Annotated in this window: 19 protein-coding genes; 5 read left to right on the forward strand and 14 right to left on the reverse strand. The window is 48.9% G+C overall.

Going from position 1 to position 19050, the window contains the following annotated elements:
* Positions 1-180: 180 nt before the first annotated feature.
* The 6 genes from pqqA to Q0499_RS01830 all read right to left on the reverse strand — a co-directional run bounded on the left by pqqA (position 181) and on the right by Q0499_RS01830 (position 5558).
* The gene (pqqA, locus tag Q0499_RS01805) at positions 181-252 is read right to left on the reverse strand and encodes a pyrroloquinoline quinone precursor peptide PqqA (protein ID WP_003243383.1); all 72 of its coding nucleotides are present in this window, start codon (positions 250-252) and stop codon (positions 181-183) included.
* A gap of 159 nt (positions 253-411) precedes the next feature.
* Positions 412-591 carry a DUF3012 domain-containing protein gene (locus Q0499_RS01810; RefSeq protein WP_299195376.1) on the reverse strand — a complete coding sequence of 60 codons (180 nt, stop codon included), beginning with the start codon at positions 589-591 and terminating at the stop codon, positions 412-414.
* Positions 592-627: 36 nt separating this feature from the next.
* Positions 628-1041: an alternative ribosome rescue aminoacyl-tRNA hydrolase ArfB gene (gene arfB, locus Q0499_RS01815; RefSeq protein ID WP_299195378.1), complete on the reverse strand. Its 414-nt coding sequence runs from the start codon at positions 1039-1041 to the stop codon at positions 628-630.
* Positions 1042-1072: 31 nt separating this feature from the next.
* On the reverse strand, positions 1073-1522 hold the full coding sequence (locus Q0499_RS01820; protein ID WP_299195380.1) for a hemerythrin family protein: 450 nt from the start codon (positions 1520-1522) through the stop codon (positions 1073-1075).
* 110 nt (positions 1523-1632) lie between these two features.
* Entirely contained in the window at positions 1633-3738 is a 2106-nt protein-coding gene (locus tag Q0499_RS01825; RefSeq protein WP_299195383.1) for a cache domain-containing protein, read from the reverse strand.
* A gap of 299 nt (positions 3739-4037) precedes the next feature.
* Positions 4038-5558 carry an aldehyde dehydrogenase family protein gene (locus Q0499_RS01830; RefSeq protein WP_299195385.1) on the reverse strand — a complete coding sequence of 507 codons (1521 nt, stop codon included), beginning with the start codon at positions 5556-5558 and terminating at the stop codon, positions 4038-4040.
* Positions 5559-5850: 292 nt separating this feature from the next.
* Between Q0499_RS01830 and Q0499_RS01835 the strand changes: the two genes are divergently transcribed.
* Both Q0499_RS01835 and Q0499_RS01840 read left to right on the forward strand, forming a co-directional pair.
* Positions 5851-6213, forward strand: a complete 363-nt coding sequence (locus Q0499_RS01835) for a PAS domain-containing protein (protein WP_299195388.1) — start codon at positions 5851-5853, stop codon at positions 6211-6213.
* Positions 6171-7415, forward strand: a complete 1245-nt coding sequence (locus Q0499_RS01840) for a methyl-accepting chemotaxis protein (protein ID WP_299195391.1) — start codon at positions 6171-6173, stop codon at positions 7413-7415. The genes Q0499_RS01835 and Q0499_RS01840 overlap by 43 nt, the downstream gene beginning before the upstream one ends.
* Positions 7416-7467: 52 nt before the next feature.
* Here Q0499_RS01840 and Q0499_RS01845 read toward each other — a convergent pair whose 3' ends face one another.
* The gene (locus Q0499_RS01845) at positions 7468-8094 is read right to left on the reverse strand and encodes a LysE/ArgO family amino acid transporter (protein WP_299195688.1); all 627 of its coding nucleotides are present in this window, start codon (positions 8092-8094) and stop codon (positions 7468-7470) included.
* A gap of 189 nt (positions 8095-8283) precedes the next feature.
* On the opposite strand from Q0499_RS01845, the gene Q0499_RS01850 reads away from it, so the two are divergent.
* Positions 8284-9195 (forward strand): LysR family transcriptional regulator ArgP, encoded by a 912-nt coding sequence (locus tag Q0499_RS01850; RefSeq protein WP_299195393.1) that lies wholly within the window; start codon positions 8284-8286, stop codon positions 9193-9195.
* Here the strand turns inward: Q0499_RS01850 and Q0499_RS01855 are convergent.
* The gene (locus Q0499_RS01855) at positions 9140-11578 is read right to left on the reverse strand and encodes a diguanylate cyclase (RefSeq protein ID WP_299195397.1); all 2439 of its coding nucleotides are present in this window, start codon (positions 11576-11578) and stop codon (positions 9140-9142) included. The two genes, Q0499_RS01850 and Q0499_RS01855, sit on opposite strands and share 56 nt — an antisense overlap.
* Before the next feature lie 227 nt (positions 11579-11805).
* A complete protein-coding gene (locus tag Q0499_RS01860) occupies positions 11806-12417 on the reverse strand; it encodes a cytochrome b/b6 domain-containing protein (protein WP_299195400.1) in 612 nt (203 codons plus the stop codon).
* Positions 12418-12557: 140 nt separating this feature from the next.
* Here Q0499_RS01860 and Q0499_RS01865 point away from each other — a divergent pair, with 140 nt between their 5' ends.
* Together Q0499_RS01865 and rlmJ are read left to right on the forward strand one after the other, a co-directional pair.
* Positions 12558-13061: a DNA-binding response regulator gene (locus tag Q0499_RS01865; protein ID WP_299195403.1), complete on the forward strand. Its 504-nt coding sequence runs from the start codon at positions 12558-12560 to the stop codon at positions 13059-13061.
* Positions 13062-13142: 81 nt separating this feature from the next.
* Positions 13143-13979, forward strand: a complete 837-nt coding sequence (rlmJ, locus tag Q0499_RS01870; protein WP_299195406.1) for a 23S rRNA (adenine(2030)-N(6))-methyltransferase RlmJ — start codon at positions 13143-13145, stop codon at positions 13977-13979.
* A 215-nt stretch (positions 13980-14194) separates the two neighbouring features.
* Here rlmJ and Q0499_RS01875 read toward each other — a convergent pair whose 3' ends face one another.
* The 5 genes from Q0499_RS01875 to Q0499_RS01895 form a co-directional block, all read right to left on the reverse strand.
* On the reverse strand, positions 14195-15958 hold the full coding sequence (locus tag Q0499_RS01875; RefSeq protein ID WP_299195409.1) for a PQQ-dependent methanol/ethanol family dehydrogenase: 1764 nt from the start codon (positions 15956-15958) through the stop codon (positions 14195-14197).
* A 176-nt stretch (positions 15959-16134) separates the two neighbouring features.
* The gene (locus Q0499_RS01880; RefSeq protein ID WP_299195411.1) at positions 16135-16419 is read right to left on the reverse strand and encodes a hypothetical protein; all 285 of its coding nucleotides are present in this window, start codon (positions 16417-16419) and stop codon (positions 16135-16137) included.
* Between the two features lie 54 nt (positions 16420-16473).
* Positions 16474-17379 carry a transporter substrate-binding domain-containing protein gene (locus Q0499_RS01885; RefSeq protein WP_299195414.1) on the reverse strand — a complete coding sequence of 302 codons (906 nt, stop codon included), beginning with the start codon at positions 17377-17379 and terminating at the stop codon, positions 16474-16476.
* A 12-nt stretch (positions 17380-17391) separates the two neighbouring features.
* Entirely contained in the window at positions 17392-17835 is a 444-nt protein-coding gene (gene pedF, locus Q0499_RS01890) for a cytochrome c-550 PedF (RefSeq protein WP_299195417.1), read from the reverse strand.
* A 385-nt stretch (positions 17836-18220) separates the two neighbouring features.
* Entirely contained in the window at positions 18221-19036 is an 816-nt protein-coding gene (locus Q0499_RS01895) for a tetratricopeptide repeat protein (RefSeq protein ID WP_299195420.1), read from the reverse strand.
* Positions 19037-19050 lie beyond the last annotated feature (14 nt).

The raw sequence follows: 19050 nt of genomic DNA on the forward strand, positions 1-19050 counted from the left end.
AGTTGCGGCAGTTACAGTTCCACTGAGGAAAGCCGCCGCCCGCTGCGGAACCTAGAATCTGAATTTTCATTGTTATTATTATCTTATCGGTGTGGCTGTGAGTACTAAAACAAACAGCACTAAAAATGAACAGTATAAAAACTAAAAAGCTCCACCCTAAGGCGGAGCTTGATAGATTGCTTAGCGGTTAGCGAAGTACATTGTTACTTCAAAACCGATACGCAGATCTGTATAAGCTGGTTTAGTCCACATATGCATTACCTCTGGTTGTTATTAGATTTTTCCAGTCTTGTGACTGTGTTTAATCATATGAAGTGAGCGGCAAAACCCATATGGTACTTTGGAACTAAAACCACTCCTGTTTTAGTCTATAAAAAAACCTCCATCAGGAGGTTTCTTGAACACTATCAGTTAGTTAAAAATACAGTGCTTAGCAAAGTCTTTCGCTTCATTTGCTGACCAGTCACCCTTAGGCTTCTCTTTCAGGGCTTCACACCAGGCTTTTGTGCCCACTTCAGGCGAACAGCCCTGCAGACTGATCACGGTTATCCCCATCGCCATCAAAAAACTCAGCTGTTTAATCATTTTCATCGTTTTTTCCCGTTCCTTTTAATAATCTGTCACCGTCTAATCGGTAACACGACCCCGTAAAGACTTAACCTGTCCCCGCTTGGTTTTACTGTCCACCCGCTTACGTTTGGCTGAACGGCTGGGCTTCGTTGCCTGACGTGCCTTTTGTACGATCGATACACTTTTGATTAATAACTGCAGCCGTTGTAATGCATCATCCCGGTTTTTCTCCTGAGTGCGAAACTGCTGCGCTTTGATCACTATGATCCCCTCTTTGGTAATCCGGGAATCTTTCAGCTGCAGCAATCGTTCTTTATAGAATTCAGGCAAAGAGGATGCGTTAATATCAAAACGAAGATGGATCGCTGAGGAGACTTTATTAACATTCTGTCCTCCGCTGCCCTGAGCACGAATGGCATTCAGTTCGATCTCATCATCCGGGATCGAGACATTATTGGAAATGATCAGCACAATTCGGTTCGCTTTTAGCTATCGGGTTAAATCAACTCAGATCCTGAGGATGTTTGCGCAAAAATACCGCCATCTTGCCATCGGTTTTGATGAGATGATCAATCACCCACTCCCGCGCTAAATTGATAATATCGGTGTTCAAATGCTTATTAAACTCATCGATGCTGATCGGCGTATCGCCGCCCCCAACGACTTCCAGTATTTTGCGGTAGAGCTGTTCCAGATGCTCAACAATCTGCTGATGCTCCTGCTTATGCTCCGCATAGTAAGGGTAGCGAATCTTGATCTGAATCTTTTCCTCCCGACTAAAATGTTCGCGGGTGTAATCCACCAGTTCACGGAAAAATATTGGCAAGTACTTCAGATTTTCAGGTTTACTGATCGCTAATTCTACCGAGTTAAAGAGTGCTATCAGATACTTGTGATCAAGATCGATCAGATCATTCCCGGTTGATATTTGCGATCTCCAGATGACTGGCATAGAAAATTTATCTCATGCTAACAATAATTTAATGCAGCATAATCAGGAAACAACTTAACTAAGTCAAATATTAAGGGCGTAACGCCGGGTAAAAACAGGGCCTTGATCAATCAATGAGGCTGTTCTCCCGCCATCCACTGCGCGAAAGTTCTGAAATTGTTACGTCCTTCCTGCTTCGCCTGATAAAGAGCCAGATCAGCATATTCCATCAGCCGGGTATCGTCGTCGGTATCAGCAGGTGCCAATGCAATCCCAAGACTGGCAGTCAATAATAGTGATTCGCCAGCAACGCTCAGCGGCTCCGAAACCGCAGCAAGAATTCGCTCAGACAGCTGTACTGCTGTTTCTTTCATATCTCCGGACTGATTACCCAGCAAGATAACAAACTCATCTCCCCCCACCCGACTCACCATATCAATAGCTCTCACCGTGTCTCGCAGACGTCGGGCGATAACAATCAGAACCTGATCTCCAATCCCGTGACCATAGGTATCGTTGATCTGCTTAAAAAAATCGAGATCCATAAAGATCACCCCTATCTGTCGCTCGGGATGGCGTTTCAAAACGCTCAGCTCATGTTGCAGGCGGCTACTCAGTGAACGTCGGTTAGGCAGATCGGTGAGGGAATCACTTTGCGCCAGATGTTCCAGCTGTTCTTCAAACGCTTTACGCTGACTAATGTCGGTGAAGGTACCGATATAGTTCTCAATTTCACCTTGCTGATTGCGATAACAGGTGATCGACAGGGCCTGAGGATAGACCGTGCCGTTCTTGCGCACATTCCACACCTCGCCATGCCACTCGCCCTCTTTATCGAGGGCGCTCCACATCTCCTGATAAAATGTGAAATCATGGGCGGATGAGCGAAGAATACTCGGATTTTTACCTTTCACATCGTCAAACAGATAACCCGTAATCCGGGTAAACGAGTCGTTAATCTGGATAATACGGTTATCCGCATCGGTGATCATAATACCCTCATGGGCAGCATCGACTATCCGCCGGCTGATCTCCAGAGAGCGGGCATTCTCACTCAGCGTGATATTTTTCTGATCAAGGTTAGCCTGAAAATCACTAAAAACTATCCGCAAACCACGGGAGTAATAACGTACCAGCAGAAAAGCGATAAACAACACCAGCACAAATAGCACTAGCAGAGTAATGTTGCTCTCCTCTTGGTGCTCACGAATAACCTGTCGCTGTTCCTGCAGAAGTTTAAGCGATGGATCGGTGTAAACTCCGGCAACTAAAATCCAGTCCCATACTGGCAGAGGTCGAACATAGACCAGTTGATTATCCACTGTCTGACCATTCACCTGATACCAGTCAGTGCGAATAAATCCTTCCGTTTCAACCTTACTCAGTAACCCGGCAATTCGATCACGGTCACCGCCACTATCCAGCCGGGAGAGTTGCAGACCAACAAAACGGTTAAGCCCTTTACCAGCGATGACCTTGCCGTTGCGCTCTATCACAGAGATATAGCCATCATTACCAAACTGAATACTCGTAAGGTAATCAACAACCTCCTGTTGCAGGTCTTCCTTTATCTTAGACACATAGTCGCCAGTACCGACTAACCAGTTAAAGGGTTCGAAGCGCGCGATAAACGCTATTTTTTCACGCATAGCAGATTGATCAGCAGGAGAATACCAGCGATACCTCACATAACCCCGCCCACCTTGTGAACGCCCGACCTGCAGGATGCGGCGCACAAAATAGGTTCCCTGATCATCTTTTAGATCTAATATTGAACTGTTTTCAAGCTCAGGTTGAAGTGGTGAAAGTAAACTTTTACCTGTCTGATCAGCGATAAACAGGTAGCCTCTGCCGTTAAAAAACCGCACACCCCTCAATGCATTAAGTAATAATGTCTTAAGTTGTGCCTCGGGCATTTTATTATGGTATTGCTGGTAAAGGCTGTTCATCACCTCCACTGCCTCAAGCACTTCATGCTGAGAGCGGGTCATAATAACCTGCTCTGCACCATGATACCTGGCATCGATAAAGTGAGCGGCATCCACCACTTCGCTCTGCAAACGGCGATTAATGTTCAGCTCAATTGAGGCCTGCAGGTTTTCGAAATGGGTATTGGTGTAATGTTGGCTGGTAATACAAAAATAGGCAAACACCCCTGCCAGCAGAGAAACTAGCACAGCAGTCATCAGCCAGAATTGATATAGGCCCGAATTACGCAGCTTTCTTGTGAAGTCCATTGCCACCCCGGAATCGCCCAAACAACCGAAAACGTATTATTGTTAATCAGATTAGTTGAGCCATATGCAGGCGTATAGTTTGAGCGACTTAGAAACTACTCAGAATGACACGTATTAAAAAAAGGCGGCCATAGGCCGCCAAAGAACACCGTTATTAACCGGCATGTACTGCAATACCGGCAGCGGAGTGCAGCCTGCTCATTACCAGCAGGTGCGGTGCGAATCTCCAACGACGACAGGAGACTGAGAAGCGGGGTAGCGAACTACCCCAGGGAATACAATAGATCTATCCAATCAACTTAGAAGAATCCAAGTGGGTTGATATCGTAGCTAACCAACAGGTTCTTGGTCTGCTGATAATGATCCAGCATCATCTTGTGAGTCTCACGACCTACACCAGACTTCTTGTAACCACCGAATGCAGCATGCGCAGGATACAGATGGTAACAGTTAGTCCAAACTCGACCGGACTGAATACCACGACCCATACGGAAAGAGACATTCATATCGCGGGTCCAGACACCGGCACCCAGGCCAAACTCAGTATCGTTAGCGATTTCAAGCGCTTCAGCTTCATCTTTGAAGGTTGTAACAGCGACAACAGGTCCGAAAATCTCTTCCTGGAATACGCGCATTTTGTTGTGACCCTTCATCAGCGTAGGCTGAACGTAATAGCCAGAACCAAACTCACCTTCGTTAGCATGAACATCGCCACCAATCAGGAATTCAGCGCCTTCAGACTTACCGATTTCCATGTATGACATAATTTTGTCAAACTGCTGCTGAGAAGCCTGCGCACCGACCATAGTGTCGGTATCCAGCGGGTTGCCGCGTTTAATCTGATTAGCACGCTCAATCACTTTAGCGATGAACGCATCATAAATGCTTTCCTGAATCAGCAAACGTGAAGGACAGGTACAGACTTCACCCTGGTTAAAGAATGCCAGAACAGCACCTTCTACAGCTTTGCTAACGAACTCATCTTCCTGATCCATGACATCGGCGAAGAATACGTTAGGCGACTTACCACCCAGCTCAACCGTTGATGGAATGATATTTTCAGCCGCACATTTCAGGATATGAGAACCGACAGGGGTCGAACCGGTAAAGGCAATTTTAGCAATACGAGTGCTAGTGGCCAGCGCTTCACCCGCCTCTTTACCGAAGCCATTGACGATATTCAGCACACCCGGTGGCAGCAGATCACCGATGACTTCCATCAGTTTAAGAATAGAGGCAGGGGTTTGTTCTGCCGGCTTCATAACAACACAGTTACCGGTAACCAGTGCTGGTGCCAGTTTCCAGGCAGCCATCAGCAGCGGGAAGTTCCACGGAATGATCTGACCAACAACACCCAGAGGCTCATGGAACTGATAAGAAACGGTATTCTGATCAATCTCACCGATAGAACCTTCCTGCGCACGGATACAACCGGCATAGTAACGGAAGTGATCAACACACAGCGGTACGTCGGCAGCCATGGTTTCACGGACGGCTTTACCGTTATCCCAGGTTTCAGCAACCGCCAGCAACTCAAGGTTTTGCTCAATACGGTCAGCGATTTTTAACAGTATATTAGAGCGCTCAGTGACAGATGTCTTACCCCAGGCGTCCTTAGCGGCATGGGCAGCATCAAGCGCAAGATTAATATCATCAGCATCGGAGCGTGGAATCTGACAGAACACCTGACCATTTACAGGTGAAATATTATCGAAGTATTGTCCATTAACCGGAGCAACCCACTCGCCACCGATATAGTTTTCGTAACGTTCTTTAAAGGAAACAACAGAACCTTCGGTTCCTGGCTGTGCGTAAATCATTGTCCATGCCTCTCTTTTTGTTATACACCGCACTTTCTTTGCGGGCCGTTTGACTACCACTTCATAGTAGCTAATAAGCCTGTTTTTTACCTATGCTCCCTTGGCACAGAAAAATTAGTCATTTAGTACTACTTTTTAAGCTTAAGACTTAGCAACCACTTTGAGGACAAAGGCTTAGCAACCGCTGGAAAATATACCTACAATGAATTGAGCCTTCATCGCTGTACTGTCCGGTTACAAAACAACTCACAGCGGTTTCAGAGCAAAAAAATAATATTGTGAGGTTTTTGTCATGGTAGACAATACACATGGTAAAGAACGGGATTTTGCTGAAGGTAGCCGCTTAATTTCGACTACTAGCCTGACGGGATGCATCACCTATGCAAACCAGAATTTTATTGATATCGCAGGCTATAGCCGCGAGGAACTGGTAGGCCAACCCCACAATATTGTCCGCCACCCGGATATGCCCGCAGCGGCGTTTGCCGACCTCTGGACTAATCTAAAGGCAGATAAACCCTGGCTGGCCCCGTCAAAAATCGCTGTAAAAATGGCGACTACTACTGGGTTCTGGCTTACGTTACACCGCAATATGATAACGACGGCAAAAAAGTGGGTTATCAATCCGTACGCAGCAGGCTTCCCAACGAAGTAAAACAGCAAGCACAAGCATTCTACGACCAGATCAACGCCAAGCCAAAACGGTTATCACTATCCCGCACTCAATTGAGCCACCGCATTCTCGCCACCGTTTTTATCGGATTACTGGCCACCACGCTGGTTAATATTACCCCGCTGGATGCAACCTTAAGGTTGCTGCTATCCGGCGTACTGACAAGCGTCTTTACGGCCGGCGTCTATTGGCAGTTAACGCCATTGCAAAACAGCCTCAAGCAGGCGCTGAAAGTCTATGACAATCCCCTTTCGCAGCGGGCCATAACCGGTCGGATGGATGAGGTGGGGGCATTTAACATTAGCATTCAGCTACTTGAAGCCAAATTGCATACTGTTACCGGACGGGTTGAAGATGCGATATCAACGCTCAAAGGAGTGATGGATATCACTAATCAAAGCCTGAGCAAAACAACAACCGGCATTGAACAACAAAACCTGGAAAGCGATATGCTGGCGTCCGCCAGTACAGAGATGGCGTCCTCTTCCCATAATGTCGCAGAAAATACCGCACGCACCTCTGATGTAACCCATCAGGCAGCGCTGGAAGCTCAGACCGGCAGAACCACCATCAATGATATGCTGAAAACCATTGAACTGTTGGCCGCTGAAGTAGAGCAGTCAGCTGAGTTGTCAGAACAATTACATGTTCAGACCGAAGAGATCGGCCATATCACCACCATCATCAACGATATTGCCAACCAGACTAACCTGCTGGCACTCAATGCCGCCATCGAAGCGGCCAGAGCCGGTGATAATGGCCGTGGCTTTGCGGTGGTAGCGGATGAGGTGCGGGAGTTAGCCATTCGCACCCAAAAGGCGACTGAACAGATCAAATCAAGTATCGGCGCGGTACAAGTACAGGTGCGCAATACCGCAGATACGATGAGCAAAACCCATGCTCAGGCGAAAGACAGCATTAGCCGCGCAGAGACCGCGGGACAAGCCTTTGATCAGCTAAGCCAGTCGCTGGATAAGATCTCGGATCAGAGTCAGCAGATCGCGGTGGCGGCTGATGAACAGAATGATACTGCTGAAAGCCTGAGCCGCAGCATCATCTCTATTCGCGATATATCAGACAGCAACAAAGACTCGATCAATAATACCAACCAGGCGATTAATGATCTCGCCCGGCTGGTGACCGACCTGTCTCAAATCGTCAATAGGACAACAACCAAGCGCTAAACATAAGCGTTGAAACATAAGCAATTAGACACTTAACCTCAGTCCTTGAAGTTCAGGGGCTGAGGTTGCCACTCAGCAACAGGCCCGCCAGGGTCCACATCATCAGACACACAACCGCATCCAGAATACGCCAGCTGATCGGCTTGCGAAACAGCGGCGCCAGCCAGCGAGCCCCCAGACTCAGCGAGAAAAACCAGATAAACGAAAAGAGCGCAGCCCCGGCACCAAACCAGTAGCGCTCCTCATCCGGATAACGACCACCAATACTACCCAACAGCACGACCGTATCCAGATATACGTGAGGGTTCATCAGGCTCAGAGCCAGGGTGGTCAGCAACGCAGAGCGCAGACCAGAGAACTGCCTGCCAGAAACCGTCAGCGTTTCACTGCGCAGCGCGGAACGAAGCGCATTAGCACCGTACCACAACAAAAAGGCACCGCCGGCCCAACTGATCAGCATTAACATCAGCTCGGACTGACCGATCAACACGCCCATTCCGGCAATACCGGCGGTTATCAGCAACGCATCAATCAAACTGCAGAGCGCCGCAATTGACCAGTGATACTCCCGTCGCACCCCCTGACTCAGAACAAAGGCGTTTTGCGCACCAATAGCAATTATCAGTCCGGCACTGGTGGCCAGACCGGTCAGAAAAGGGGCGGGTAGCGATAACAACATAGACACTAATATTCCGATGATAGGTCGAGGTCGGGATTGACCAGAGCAGAATATGGAATCGACAAAGATTAGTAAAACTAATAATATTTATAACTCATTAGAATCTCTAATAACGCTTTTAACACGCCGCTCTAGCAAACCAGCACATTCGACTGGGCTATCCTGAGGGCCTATCTGAAGTGAGGATCTATGTTTGATTATCGCCAATTACAGGCACTGGCTACCGTCATGGAAGAACAGAGTTTTGAGCGTGCCGCAAAACGTCTGTTTCTGACTCAGTCCGCAATATCACAGCGGGTCAGACAACTGGAGGAATCAGCCGGTCAGCTACTGCTGGTGCGCAGCCAGCCATTGCGTCTGACCGACGCAGGTGAAAAGCTGCAGCGTCATTATCATCAGGTCACCTTGCTACAGCGTGAATTGTTACATAGCCTGGGTAATAATGAGGCTGAGGGCTTTACTAAGCTGACGATAGGATTGAATGCAGACACCCTGGCGACCTGGTTTTTGGATGCGATGCACCCCCTGCTGGAACAGAGTCAGATACTGCTTGATCTCAGAGTCGATGATCAGGATCAGACCCATCAGTTATTGAAATCGGGAGATGTATTGGGCTGCATCAGCGCCAGTAGTAAACCATTACAGGGCAGCAATGCCGTGTATCTTGGCATCAGCCGCTATCTGGCGCTGGCCAGTCCCGGCTTTATCCATCGCTACTTTGCTGATGGCGTTTCAGTTGCAGCACTGGAACAGGCCCCGGCGGTTGAATTCAACGAAAAAGATGATCTGCAGGACAACTTTATTAACCGTTACTATCCCGGTGTTCAGGATTATCCCCGCCATCGGGTGCCCTCCTCTGAAGCCTTTATTGAACTCATCAGACGAGGGTTCGCCTGGGGAATGGCGCCTGATCTGCAGATGCAATCATTGCTAGAATCGGGTCATGTACAGGAGATAGCCGTAAGCCATAGCCTTGAAATCCCCCTCTACTGGCACAGCTGGAACCTGGCGACACAGACCGGACAAAAGCTGACGCAGCAACTGATCAGCTACTGCCAGCTTCATCTGGAGCAACCGACAGTTGTTCCGACCCGGTGCTGATACAGTTACGGCCATGCGCTTTGGCGTAGTAAAGATGCTGGTCTGCACAGGAAAGCAGCTCTGACGCCTGTTCTAAACCTCTATGATACTCTGCAACCCCGATAGAACAGGTCAGAATAACATACTCGCCAGTTTCAAGCGTCACCACAATCTGCTCAACCTGGCGGCGTAAACGTTCCGCCACCCGCGCTGCGCTCTGCAAGCAGGTATCCGGCAGTAACAGGGCAAACTCCTCACCCCCTATACGTCCGGCAAAATCACTCTCTCGCAATACTTCAACGATAGTTTTTGCAACAGCTTGCAGCACCCGATCTCCAGCGTCATGTCCATACTGATCATTCACCTTTTTAAAGTAATCAAGATCGACCATACACAGGCTCAAGGGACGCTCATACCGCCGGGAGCGTTTGAATTCAGCCGCCAGTATCTCAAATAGTTTGCGCCGGTTATTCAGCCCGGTCAGATCATCAGTAGTGGCCATTCTTGTCAATGCTGCTTCAACCTGAAACTCTTCGATCAGGATACTGACAAATTCAGCCATACTTTCTGTCAGTTCGAGATCTGCACTGGTGGGCTGAGACATAAACTGGTGATAAACAGCAAAGGTACCGAGCAAACGGTTTTTCTTACCAAAAATAGGCTCTGACCAGCAGCTCCGAAGGTTATAACCGAGTGCAAGATCACTGAATTCAGTCCAGAAGGGGTGGGTTTCAATATCTTCGACTATCACCCGTTCACGTCTGTAAGCAGAGGTACCACAAGAGCCAACCCCCTCACCGATCTGGACACCGTGAACAGCCTCATCAAACTCTTTAGGTAGCGACGGGCCTGCACAACTCAACAGCCGTTGCCCGCTGTCATCCAACAATAAAATTGAACACAGTGCACCTGGGTTTTGCTGCTCTATACCCTTAAGAACAAGATTGAGAACGTAACTCAGCGACGCGCCCTGCAAAGCCGCTTTCATCGCCCGGCTGCGAAGCTGATCCAGCACCTCAATTCTTCGTTGCTCAGTGATATCCACACCCGCACAGAGCACTCCGACAATCCTGTTATTGCCATCCAGTCGCAGCTTATTACTCCAGGAGATCAGCCTTAGCTGACCATCCCGGCTGCGAATTTCACTTTCACTTTTATACAGATCATTGGCCGGCAAATCGTTATCAAACAGCGCCTCAAAACTTCTCCGCTCGCCCTGACTATCTGCCAGAAAGTGACTACTGAACCAGTTCACACCCAAGAGATTCCCAATATTGAAGCCAAGCACCTCACTCCCTTTTCGATTAATCATCTGGATATCACCCTGACGGTTCAGCATCAGCATAATCGTTTCAACCGTATCCAGATAATTCTGCGCCAGATCGCGCTCTAATAAAATCTGACGATGTGAGCGTGCCAGCCAAAAAAGTACAGTCACGATAAGCAGCGTTAACAGAAGCCCTGACAACAGAACCCACTGTGCTTTGCCCTGTTTCGCCTCCACTTGCAATACAGCATTCCAGGCCTGCAATCGCCAGCTTCGGCCGAGTGCTAGAAACTCAGAGCTATAGGAAGCCGTTGAGATCACCTGATCAGGTTTTGCGGTTGCGGCGATCTCGACCGACCCCCCTTTAGTCACATCATATAACCGCATCACCATCTCCGAATTAGCCGGAGACAACTCATTCAGCAGTATCTGCGGCTGTATCAGCGCCGTAACAAACCCCTTCAGGACAACAATACCCGACGGTTGATGTTCATAGACCGGACGGAAGTAGATCAATGCCAGACTACCGTTATCTTCATTAACCAGATGAAGTGGCGCAGTTGACAAATATTGCTCATTACCAGTTAACAGTGCATCAATCACCGGAGCATTAATATCTCTTGAATAGGCATTTAAACCGATCACCCAGCGGTTTTTATCCAGGGGTTCTGAATAGAAAACCGGATAGTACACGTCATGTTGCGGGGATGGAAAAACTGAACTGTCCTGCTGATTAAGTGCGGTTATGCCACCCGGAAAGCCCTGTTGAGCTAATTTAGTTTCAAACCAGTCACGCTGTTCTTTGCCAATACGGGGAATCCAGTTAACCGCCCAAAGCTCAGGGTGATGTTGAACGATAGGCTGGACGAATAGGCCAAATGACTGGCGACTGAGGTTGTCGCTTTGGGAGATAAAACTGCCGACGGCGTCGAGAATTTCAACGGTACGGCTTACCCCACTCTGAAATTTTGCCCGCTGTTCGGCACCTAACCGGGCCACCTCAGAATGTAACTGCTGATGCTCAAGTGACGCACTGAACTGGTAAGCAATAATACTGATAAGCACACCGACAACCGCAGCGATGGTGACCAGTAATTTAGTTTTATTCAGATAAAGACTGCGTGTCGCAGCTAACATAGATCAGGCCTTCACTGCCGACATTCAGCCCCTCGCAGCGACTCCCTCTCCTCCAATAGAACAGGCAATCGGAACTCCATGTAGTATCGGATTCAGATAAAGAGAGTCTGTTGCCAGACTCGCTATCTGCAACCCTGACACCGAGGCCAGCTTTTAACAAGTAAAACCCACTTAATTGCTGTATCACTACGACTTAAAGCAGGATTAAGGCAGTACTGCGGCAGAATCTAGTGCTTTTCCTTATAGCCATCCAGCATTGACTTAACCAGCGACTCATTATGTATCCGGCTGGAGATGACAACACCTGCGACATGCAAAAGAATCAATAACACCATCAGGTTAACCGCAAGCTCATGGATATCCTTCCAGAACTCATCGCCCTCACCTTCGCCCCGTCCTTCATGGTCATCATCGTCTGCATAGGCAGGACTGATGAGATGAATCTGTGGCGCTGCAGCCAGCGGGCCTTTACCCTCTGTCACCGCGTACAGTTTCATCCCACTCAGAGTAATCAGCGCCAGCATAACCAGAAAGGCAACGACCATCAGGCCACCCAGCGGGTTATGCCCCAGGTAGTGCTTTGGCTTACCGGATCGGATACCCGAAATATAGGCCTTAGTCACAGAAACCGATGGAACAAAGTCGGTGAATCTCGCATGACGGGTGCCGATCACTCCCCAGATAAGGCGCAATACAACCAGCCCGGCAATGGTATAACCCGAATAAACATGCAGCCATTCGATCTCTTCTGCCGACACATAACTGATAGCAAACAGTGCCACCAGCGACCAGTGAAACGAACGCACAAACTTATCCCATACGTACACTTTTTCAGACATAATCCTATCCTGGATAAATAAACAAAGAAAAATCAGAAATATTTAAGTCTCACTGCTTTATAATTCCTCAATCACAACAACAAATCGATCCGGCATCTGCCGGAGAGATGATATAACAAGAAATATGACAAGGATTTGTAGTGCTTAAGAATTTCATTCAGGATTATCTGTTGATGCTGTTTCTGGCCTTGGTCGTCATCGCCAGTGGTAGCGATATCGTAGCAGACCTATCGCATGGTGCGGGGATGACTCATCTGATACAGGAGATTACCATTCTCCTGTGCGCACTGCTGATCCTCTGTCTGCTTATCTACGATAACGTTGTGAAAAAACGCAAAATCAGCCGTCTTCTGAGTGATCTGGAAGAGGTTAAAAATATGCCGGTGCCGGAATCAGTTGCTGTACTTGCAGCCCGGCAACAGCTGAGCCATGCCATTAATGAACAGTTCACCGAATGGCAACTCACAGGCAGTGAACGGGATATCGGCATCATGCTGCTCAAAGGCTATAGTCTTAAAGAGATCGCCGCGTTGCGAGGCACGGCGGAGAAAACTATCCGTCAGCAGGCCTCATCAGTGTATCAAAAATCCGGCACGCCGGGACGCCACGCGTTCTCTGCCTGGTTTATCGAAGACCTGTTATAAAGAACAGCTCTGTTATAGAGAGCTTGTTGCAGATAGCACTATTAAAAAAATGACCCCAAACTCACAGATCAGGATACCGCTTTGCTAAGTTATCGACACTCATTTCATGCAGGCAACTTTGCCGACCTTCTAAAACATGTCGTACTGACAGAGATTCTCGAACACCTGATCAAAAAAGATAAGCCATTTGACTATATCGACACCCACGCAGGTGCCGGACTTTATGATCTGTACTCGGATGAAGCAGACAAGCTGGGGGAATACCGCAACGGCATTGGCAAACTCAAAGCTGAACAGTGGCCAGCTCTCGCCAGCTATTTTGCCGCGATTCGCAGCTGCAACCCTAAAGGCGGGTTACGCTTTTATCCCGGTTCACCCATGATCGCCAGCCATTTTATGCGCCCTCAGGATCGGGCAACCCTGTATGAGCTGCATCCGACCGATTTCAAACTGCTCAGCCGGAATACCCGGGAAAACCGACGTATCAATGTCTTGAATCAGGACAGTCTGGAAGGCCTTCTGTCACTGCTGCCACCCACCTCCCGGCGGGCGCTGGTTTTGATGGACCCCTCTTATGAGATGAAGAGCGATTACGATCAGGTGTTTAAAGTGCTCAAGAATGCCCACAAGAAGTTTGCCACCGGCACCTACGCGCTCTGGTATCCGGTGGTTGAACGTCACCGCATTCGTAAACTGGAAAAATTATTTATTAACAGTGGCATCCCTAATATTCAGCGCTTTGAACTGGGGCTGGAGCCCGATTCACAGGAACGGGGAATGACCGCCTCCGGAATGATCGTCATCAACCCGCCCTGGACACTGTTTGAACATATGAAAACCCTGCTGCCCCAGCTGGTCAAAACCCTTGATGAAGGCGATGGCGCGTTTTACAGCTGTGATATTCTGGCCGCTGAGTAAAAGCTGACTGCCCATACACTACGCATACGATTCATTCACCACAGACCACCGAGCACACCAGGAAAAGCGTTAAGCCGTATATTTCTGTAGCGAGGTACTCTGTAGCTCTGTAGTAAGCAAACCTCTGATTAAAGAACAAAAAAAGGCCGATGCATCTGCACCGGCCTTTTCATCTTACTCGCTATCAATGGGTCTAACAGTCAAGCTACCAGACATTAAGACTTAGGTAGTTTGAAGGTCCAGACTGATCCACCCTGGTTCAGGTGTTTAACACGCTTAGCAACTTCACCGCCCCACAGTGGTACCGCACCACCCCAACCGGACACAACAGAGATGAACTGCTCGCCATCCTGCTTCCAGGTGATTGGAGAGCCAACGATACCGGAACCGGTATTGAACTCATATTTCAGCTCACCTGTTTTAGCATCAAAACCTTTCAGGTATCCCTCAGGTGTTCCGATGAATACCAGGTTACCGGCCGTTGTCAGAGCACCACCCCAGAGTGGAGAGTAGTTCTTATAACGCCATACCTCTTTTCCGGTTTTAGGATCCATCGCCCGCAGAACACCAATGTGCTCTTCATTCGTAGGCTTGATGGTGAAACCGGCACCCAGATAGGCAGCACCTTTTTTGTATGCAGTCGGCTCGTTCCAGATATCCATCGCCCATTCGTTTGAAGGTACGTAGAACAGCTCAGTCTGCTGGCTGTAAGCCATTGGCATCCAGTTCTTACCACCCAGGAAGGCCGGGACAGCACGCACCACCGAGCCCTTGTTGCCATCTTCACCGGCAGAAGGATTACCCGGACGGAAAGTATCGTTATAGATCGGACGACCCTTCTTATCCAGACCTTTCGCCCAGGTGATCTCATCAACAAACGGGAAGCCGCGGATGAAGTCACCGTTAGTACGGTTCAGGACATACATAAAGCCATTACGGTCAGCAGTAGCTGCGGCCTTAACGGTTTTGCCACCCTCCTGGTAATCAAAGGAGATCAGCTCGTTTACACCATCATAATCCCAACCATCGTGAGGCGTGGTCTGGAAATGCCATTTGATCTTGCCGGTATCCGGATCGATCGCCAGACGTGAGGAGGAGAACAGGTTGTCACCCGGACGCATATGGGAGTTCCAGGGAGCCGGGTTACCGGTACCGATGAACAGAGAGTTGGTATCAGGGTCGTAAGTACCGCCCAACCAGGTGGCTGCACCACCACTCTTCCACAGATCACCAGGCCATGTCTGACCAGGCTGGCCACCGGAGATACCGTTCTCAACTTTCTTGCCATCTTTCCAGATATAACCCATATGACCTTCTACAGTCGGACGGGTCCAGAGAATCTTACCGGTTTTTGCATCATAAGCTTCTACTTTACCTACGATACCAAACTCACCACCGGATACACCGGTAATCAGCTTACCATCCACAACCATAGGGGCTGCAGTGATTGAGTAGCCTTCTTTATAGTCGGCAACTGTTTTTTTCCACTTAACTTTACCGGTCTTGGCATCCAGAGCAACGATTTTGGCATCGAGTGTACCGAAGATAACCAGATCTTCGTACAGAGCAACACCCCGGTTGATGACGTCACAACATGGCATGATGCCATCAGGCAGACGTGCATTGTATTCCCACAACTCATCACCGGTTTTAGTATCTACTGCAAATACCCGGGAATAAGAAGCGGTTACATACATAACCCCGTCTTTTACCATCGGCTGAGATTCCTGACCCCGTTGTTTCTCCCCACCGAAAGAGAAAGACCAGACCGGACGCATATCTTTCACAGTAGCGGTATTGATCATATCCAGCGGGCTATAGCGCTGTCCACGAGGCCCCATACCGTTGGATACTACATCCTCTACTGTTTTCTGATCATCCAGAATATCTTTATCGGTTACGTTTGCCTGACTCAGGCCCGACACTGACATTGCTGCAACCAGCGCTGTCACAGCAAAACTGCCGCTGAACTTCTTCATTGCGTAGCTCCTTGATTAAGGATTGTTCTTATTTTCTGACTCTCAACAGATCTGAGCAAAGATTCCAGACCTGATGACATTGTGTAAACTTGCACCCATTCCAACAATTAACCGGGGGAATGAGTTTTATACTTACTTAGTAGTAATACTTGCCATTATTGTTAATAAACCCGGGCTCAGGCCTTCAGTACCGATAAAAAACCACGCCGTTCGAACTCTTCCAATACATCCAGGACATCGAACTCGGTGACATTATCCAGATCAGAAAACGAAGCGAGTGAGCGGGCTATCTGAGCACCACTGCAATAACCATCACAGGCCTGCAGCGTTATCAGAGTAAGCCGATCAGGGAAGATCAGTTGTTGCGGCCCTTTCAGTACCCAGCGGTTATGCTGACCATCAAAATAGAGTTTGCACTCAGCCTTGAGCACCGGCATTAATCCGGGCATTGCAGTGATCATGACAAAGCCCTCTCCTGTTAAACTGTATTTTTCCGGGCTAACCCCTGGCACTCGTTACTGAGCCACATCCTGATACAATCCGGGCAGCTCATAACGCAGGTTATAACTGGCGTAAATCTTTTCAACTTCACCACTGCGGATCAACTGATCAACCACAGTCTCAACCTCATTACCCAGCTGGCGGTAACTTTGAGCAACCGCCATACCGATATCCCATTGCTGCTTGCCCATGGTTGGAAAGCCATTTTCTGCCAGCTTGTAACGGGTGCCTTGCTCCTTACCGATCTGCCAGTCGACCTCGGCTCTCATCCCCATCACCGCATCAACCTTGCCAGCCTTCATCGCGGCAAAGGCTTCAGCATTGTTAAAAAAGTGAATTGTGTTTTCTCTCATCCGCCCGCCAAAGGCCGATGTCAGATAAAATGCAGGCAAGCTATCGATCTCAACGCCGATAGGGTGATACTGGAACACCGCCACGGTGCCCACCCGCTCGAGCTTTTCGCTATCAAACGCAACCTGCCAGCGTTCTCTCTGGTAAGGACCAAAGAGCACCACCTGCTCATTGATCAATAACCCCTGACCGTCACGCTTAAAAGCATATTCACGGTCATAAGGTACGCGCATCATCACATCCGCGAGATGTTTCATCGCCAGCGGATTGGCTTCGTCTTTATCGAGATAGTGGCCCTTCCAGACATTGTTGCGCAGATCATCTTCCAGACTTTCATCCGGGGTAATCCAGTGCACCTCCATCTTCAGGCCGAAGGCCTCTGCTATACGACGGCCAATCTCTATATCGACACCTTGCGGCTTGCCTTCGCTCTCAAACGAGTAAGGTGGGAAGTTTTTGTAAGCGCCAATATAGATAACACCACTGGCGATCACATCATCGTAAAGGCGCGCCTGAGCTGCACCGGCCCAACTCAGGCTCAATACAACCAGCAAGACTATAATGCGCATAACCGACTCCAATTACTCTGTGGTCGCTACTGATACTAACCAGGTGCGGATCGCCCACAGCGCTTCCTGATTCAGGTAATCCGCCATTTTTGGCATATACACACGACCATCACGCACCGCACCATTAATCACCCGATACTTATACCAGTCATCACCTTCGATACCGGGTTCGAGATAACGCAGATCCGGGGCGATACCACCTGAAATAGCTTCCAGGCCATGACAACGAGCACAGTTCTGGGTGTAGGCGGAGAAGCCAACCTCGAGGGCTACATCGTGCTTCTCATAATCCTCACCATACGGATTTTCATCCAGCCACTCATCACCCAATGCTTTCAGTAGATGGGTATCAACTGATTGAGGTGTAACATCACCATGCGCCATAACCTGCGCCGACAGCAGCACAGAAAGTGAACCTGCAGCAATAACACCCAGAGTTTTAGTTGGCATTCTCATTTACATCACCAGTCTTATTAGAGTTTTTTTTAAATCCTGAATCTTTGGGTTCTGAGCGTGACATACCAACAACTCAGAAACCGGTAGATCTCTATGGGTTTGATAATAGAACGGGAGGGTAAAGAGCCTGAATTCTGCTTTGGTGTCGAAAAACTAGTACCTTCGTACTAACCACAATTTAGCAAGACTCTTTATCTTTTTAATAACATGAACTTACGTAACAAAAGCCAATAAACAGCCGGATAGAAAACGGTTAAAGCAGCCCCTTGAATAGCCGAATGAGGTCCTATAGATATGAGTCTGTAAAACACCCGGCAGTAAAGCAGGAAGATTTTTTTGCAGTCCCGCTAAGCGGCAGGAGCAGCAGAAGTGTCAACTCTGTCCGTTAATCGGGACTGTTAGCTAACTTGTCCAACGCAGGTTTGTAGTTCTGGACAGCGGACCGTTGCAGCCATAGATCGGCTAACGCACTATCCTGTCCCTGGCCTACGCCAGTCTGATACATCACCGACAGAGCATACTGTGCTTCTGCATTACCTGCCTCTGCCGCCTGCAAGAACAGTTCTGCTGCCCGGTTGATATCGCGCTCAACCGCCAGACCGCTTTCATACAGCCATGCCAGTCGTGTGACCGCGCGATCATCCGGAGGCGTCGCAGCTGCCAGTGAATGCAACAGCTCCAGCGCCTGTTCCGCTGCATCATTAATCAGTAATGACTCGACCCGGGACAGAGGATCCCCGGGATCATTACTCTCCAGACTAGCCAGCAGGCTTGCGGCATCACTATCACCATCTAAAGCCGCCACCGTCAGCCAATGACGCGCCTCTTCAGGGTTTTTAAACGAAGAATGCAGATAGATCAGGCCCAGCTGATAGGCTGCCGCCCGACTACCCGCTTCAGCTGACTCGCGGTAAAGCTCAATGCCCCGCTGAGCGTCTTTGCTTACTCCGACCCCCTGGGTATACAGGTTGGCGAGATTAAACAGCGCCTCAGACCTGCCGCTGCCGCCAATATTCAGCCACATCTGCCGGGCCAGCTGATGATGACCCATCTTAAACTCGGCATAGGCCATATAAAGCTGATTACTGGGACGGGCATCAAGAAACTCATCTGGCAGTGCATTACTATCAGCGGCATAACCACCAACCGCGGTGAGTGACAACACCCCTGTAAAAATCATCGATAACGATATCTTTTTCATCATTGCCCCCAGCC

The organism is uncultured Amphritea sp. (assembly GCF_937127095.1).
Taxonomy (GTDB): Bacteria; Pseudomonadota; Gammaproteobacteria; order Pseudomonadales; family Balneatricaceae; genus Amphritea.

Excerpts from the sequence above, each read along its gene's own strand:
- Q0499_RS01825 (WP_299195383.1), bottom strand. The coding sequence starts at position 3,738 with ATGGACTTCACAAGAAAGCTGCGTAATTCGGGCCTATATCAATTCTGG.
- pedF (WP_299195417.1), bottom strand. The coding sequence starts at position 17,835 with ATGAGAATGCCAACTAAAACTCTGGGTGTTATTGCTGCAGGTTCACTT.
- Q0499_RS01830 (WP_299195385.1), bottom strand. The coding sequence starts at position 5,558 with ATGATTTACGCACAGCCAGGAACCGAAGGTTCTGTTGTTTCCTTTAAA.
- Q0499_RS01885 (WP_299195414.1), bottom strand. The coding sequence starts at position 17,379 with ATGCGCATTATAGTCTTGCTGGTTGTATTGAGCCTGAGTTGGGCCGGT.
- Q0499_RS01860 (WP_299195400.1), bottom strand. The coding sequence starts at position 12,417 with ATGTCTGAAAAAGTGTACGTATGGGATAAGTTTGTGCGTTCGTTTCAC.
- Q0499_RS01850 (WP_299195393.1), top strand. The coding sequence starts at position 8,284 with ATGTTTGATTATCGCCAATTACAGGCACTGGCTACCGTCATGGAAGAA.
- Q0499_RS01880 (WP_299195411.1), bottom strand. The coding sequence starts at position 16,419 with ATGATCACTGCAATGCCCGGATTAATGCCGGTGCTCAAGGCTGAGTGC.
- Q0499_RS01895 (WP_299195420.1), bottom strand. The coding sequence starts at position 19,036 with ATGAAAAAGATATCGTTATCGATGATTTTTACAGGGGTGTTGTCACTC.
- Q0499_RS01855 (WP_299195397.1), bottom strand. The coding sequence starts at position 11,578 with ATGTTAGCTGCGACACGCAGTCTTTATCTGAATAAAACTAAATTACTG.
- Q0499_RS01835 (WP_299195388.1), top strand. The coding sequence starts at position 5,851 with ATGGTAGACAATACACATGGTAAAGAACGGGATTTTGCTGAAGGTAGC.
- Q0499_RS01810 (WP_299195376.1), bottom strand. The coding sequence starts at position 591 with ATGAAAATGATTAAACAGCTGAGTTTTTTGATGGCGATGGGGATAACC.
- Q0499_RS01845 (WP_299195688.1), bottom strand. The coding sequence starts at position 8,094 with ATGTTGTTATCGCTACCCGCCCCTTTTCTGACCGGTCTGGCCACCAGT.
- Q0499_RS01875 (WP_299195409.1), bottom strand. The coding sequence starts at position 15,958 with ATGAAGAAGTTCAGCGGCAGTTTTGCTGTGACAGCGCTGGTTGCAGCA.
- Q0499_RS01820 (WP_299195380.1), bottom strand. The coding sequence starts at position 1,522 with ATGCCAGTCATCTGGAGATCGCAAATATCAACCGGGAATGATCTGATC.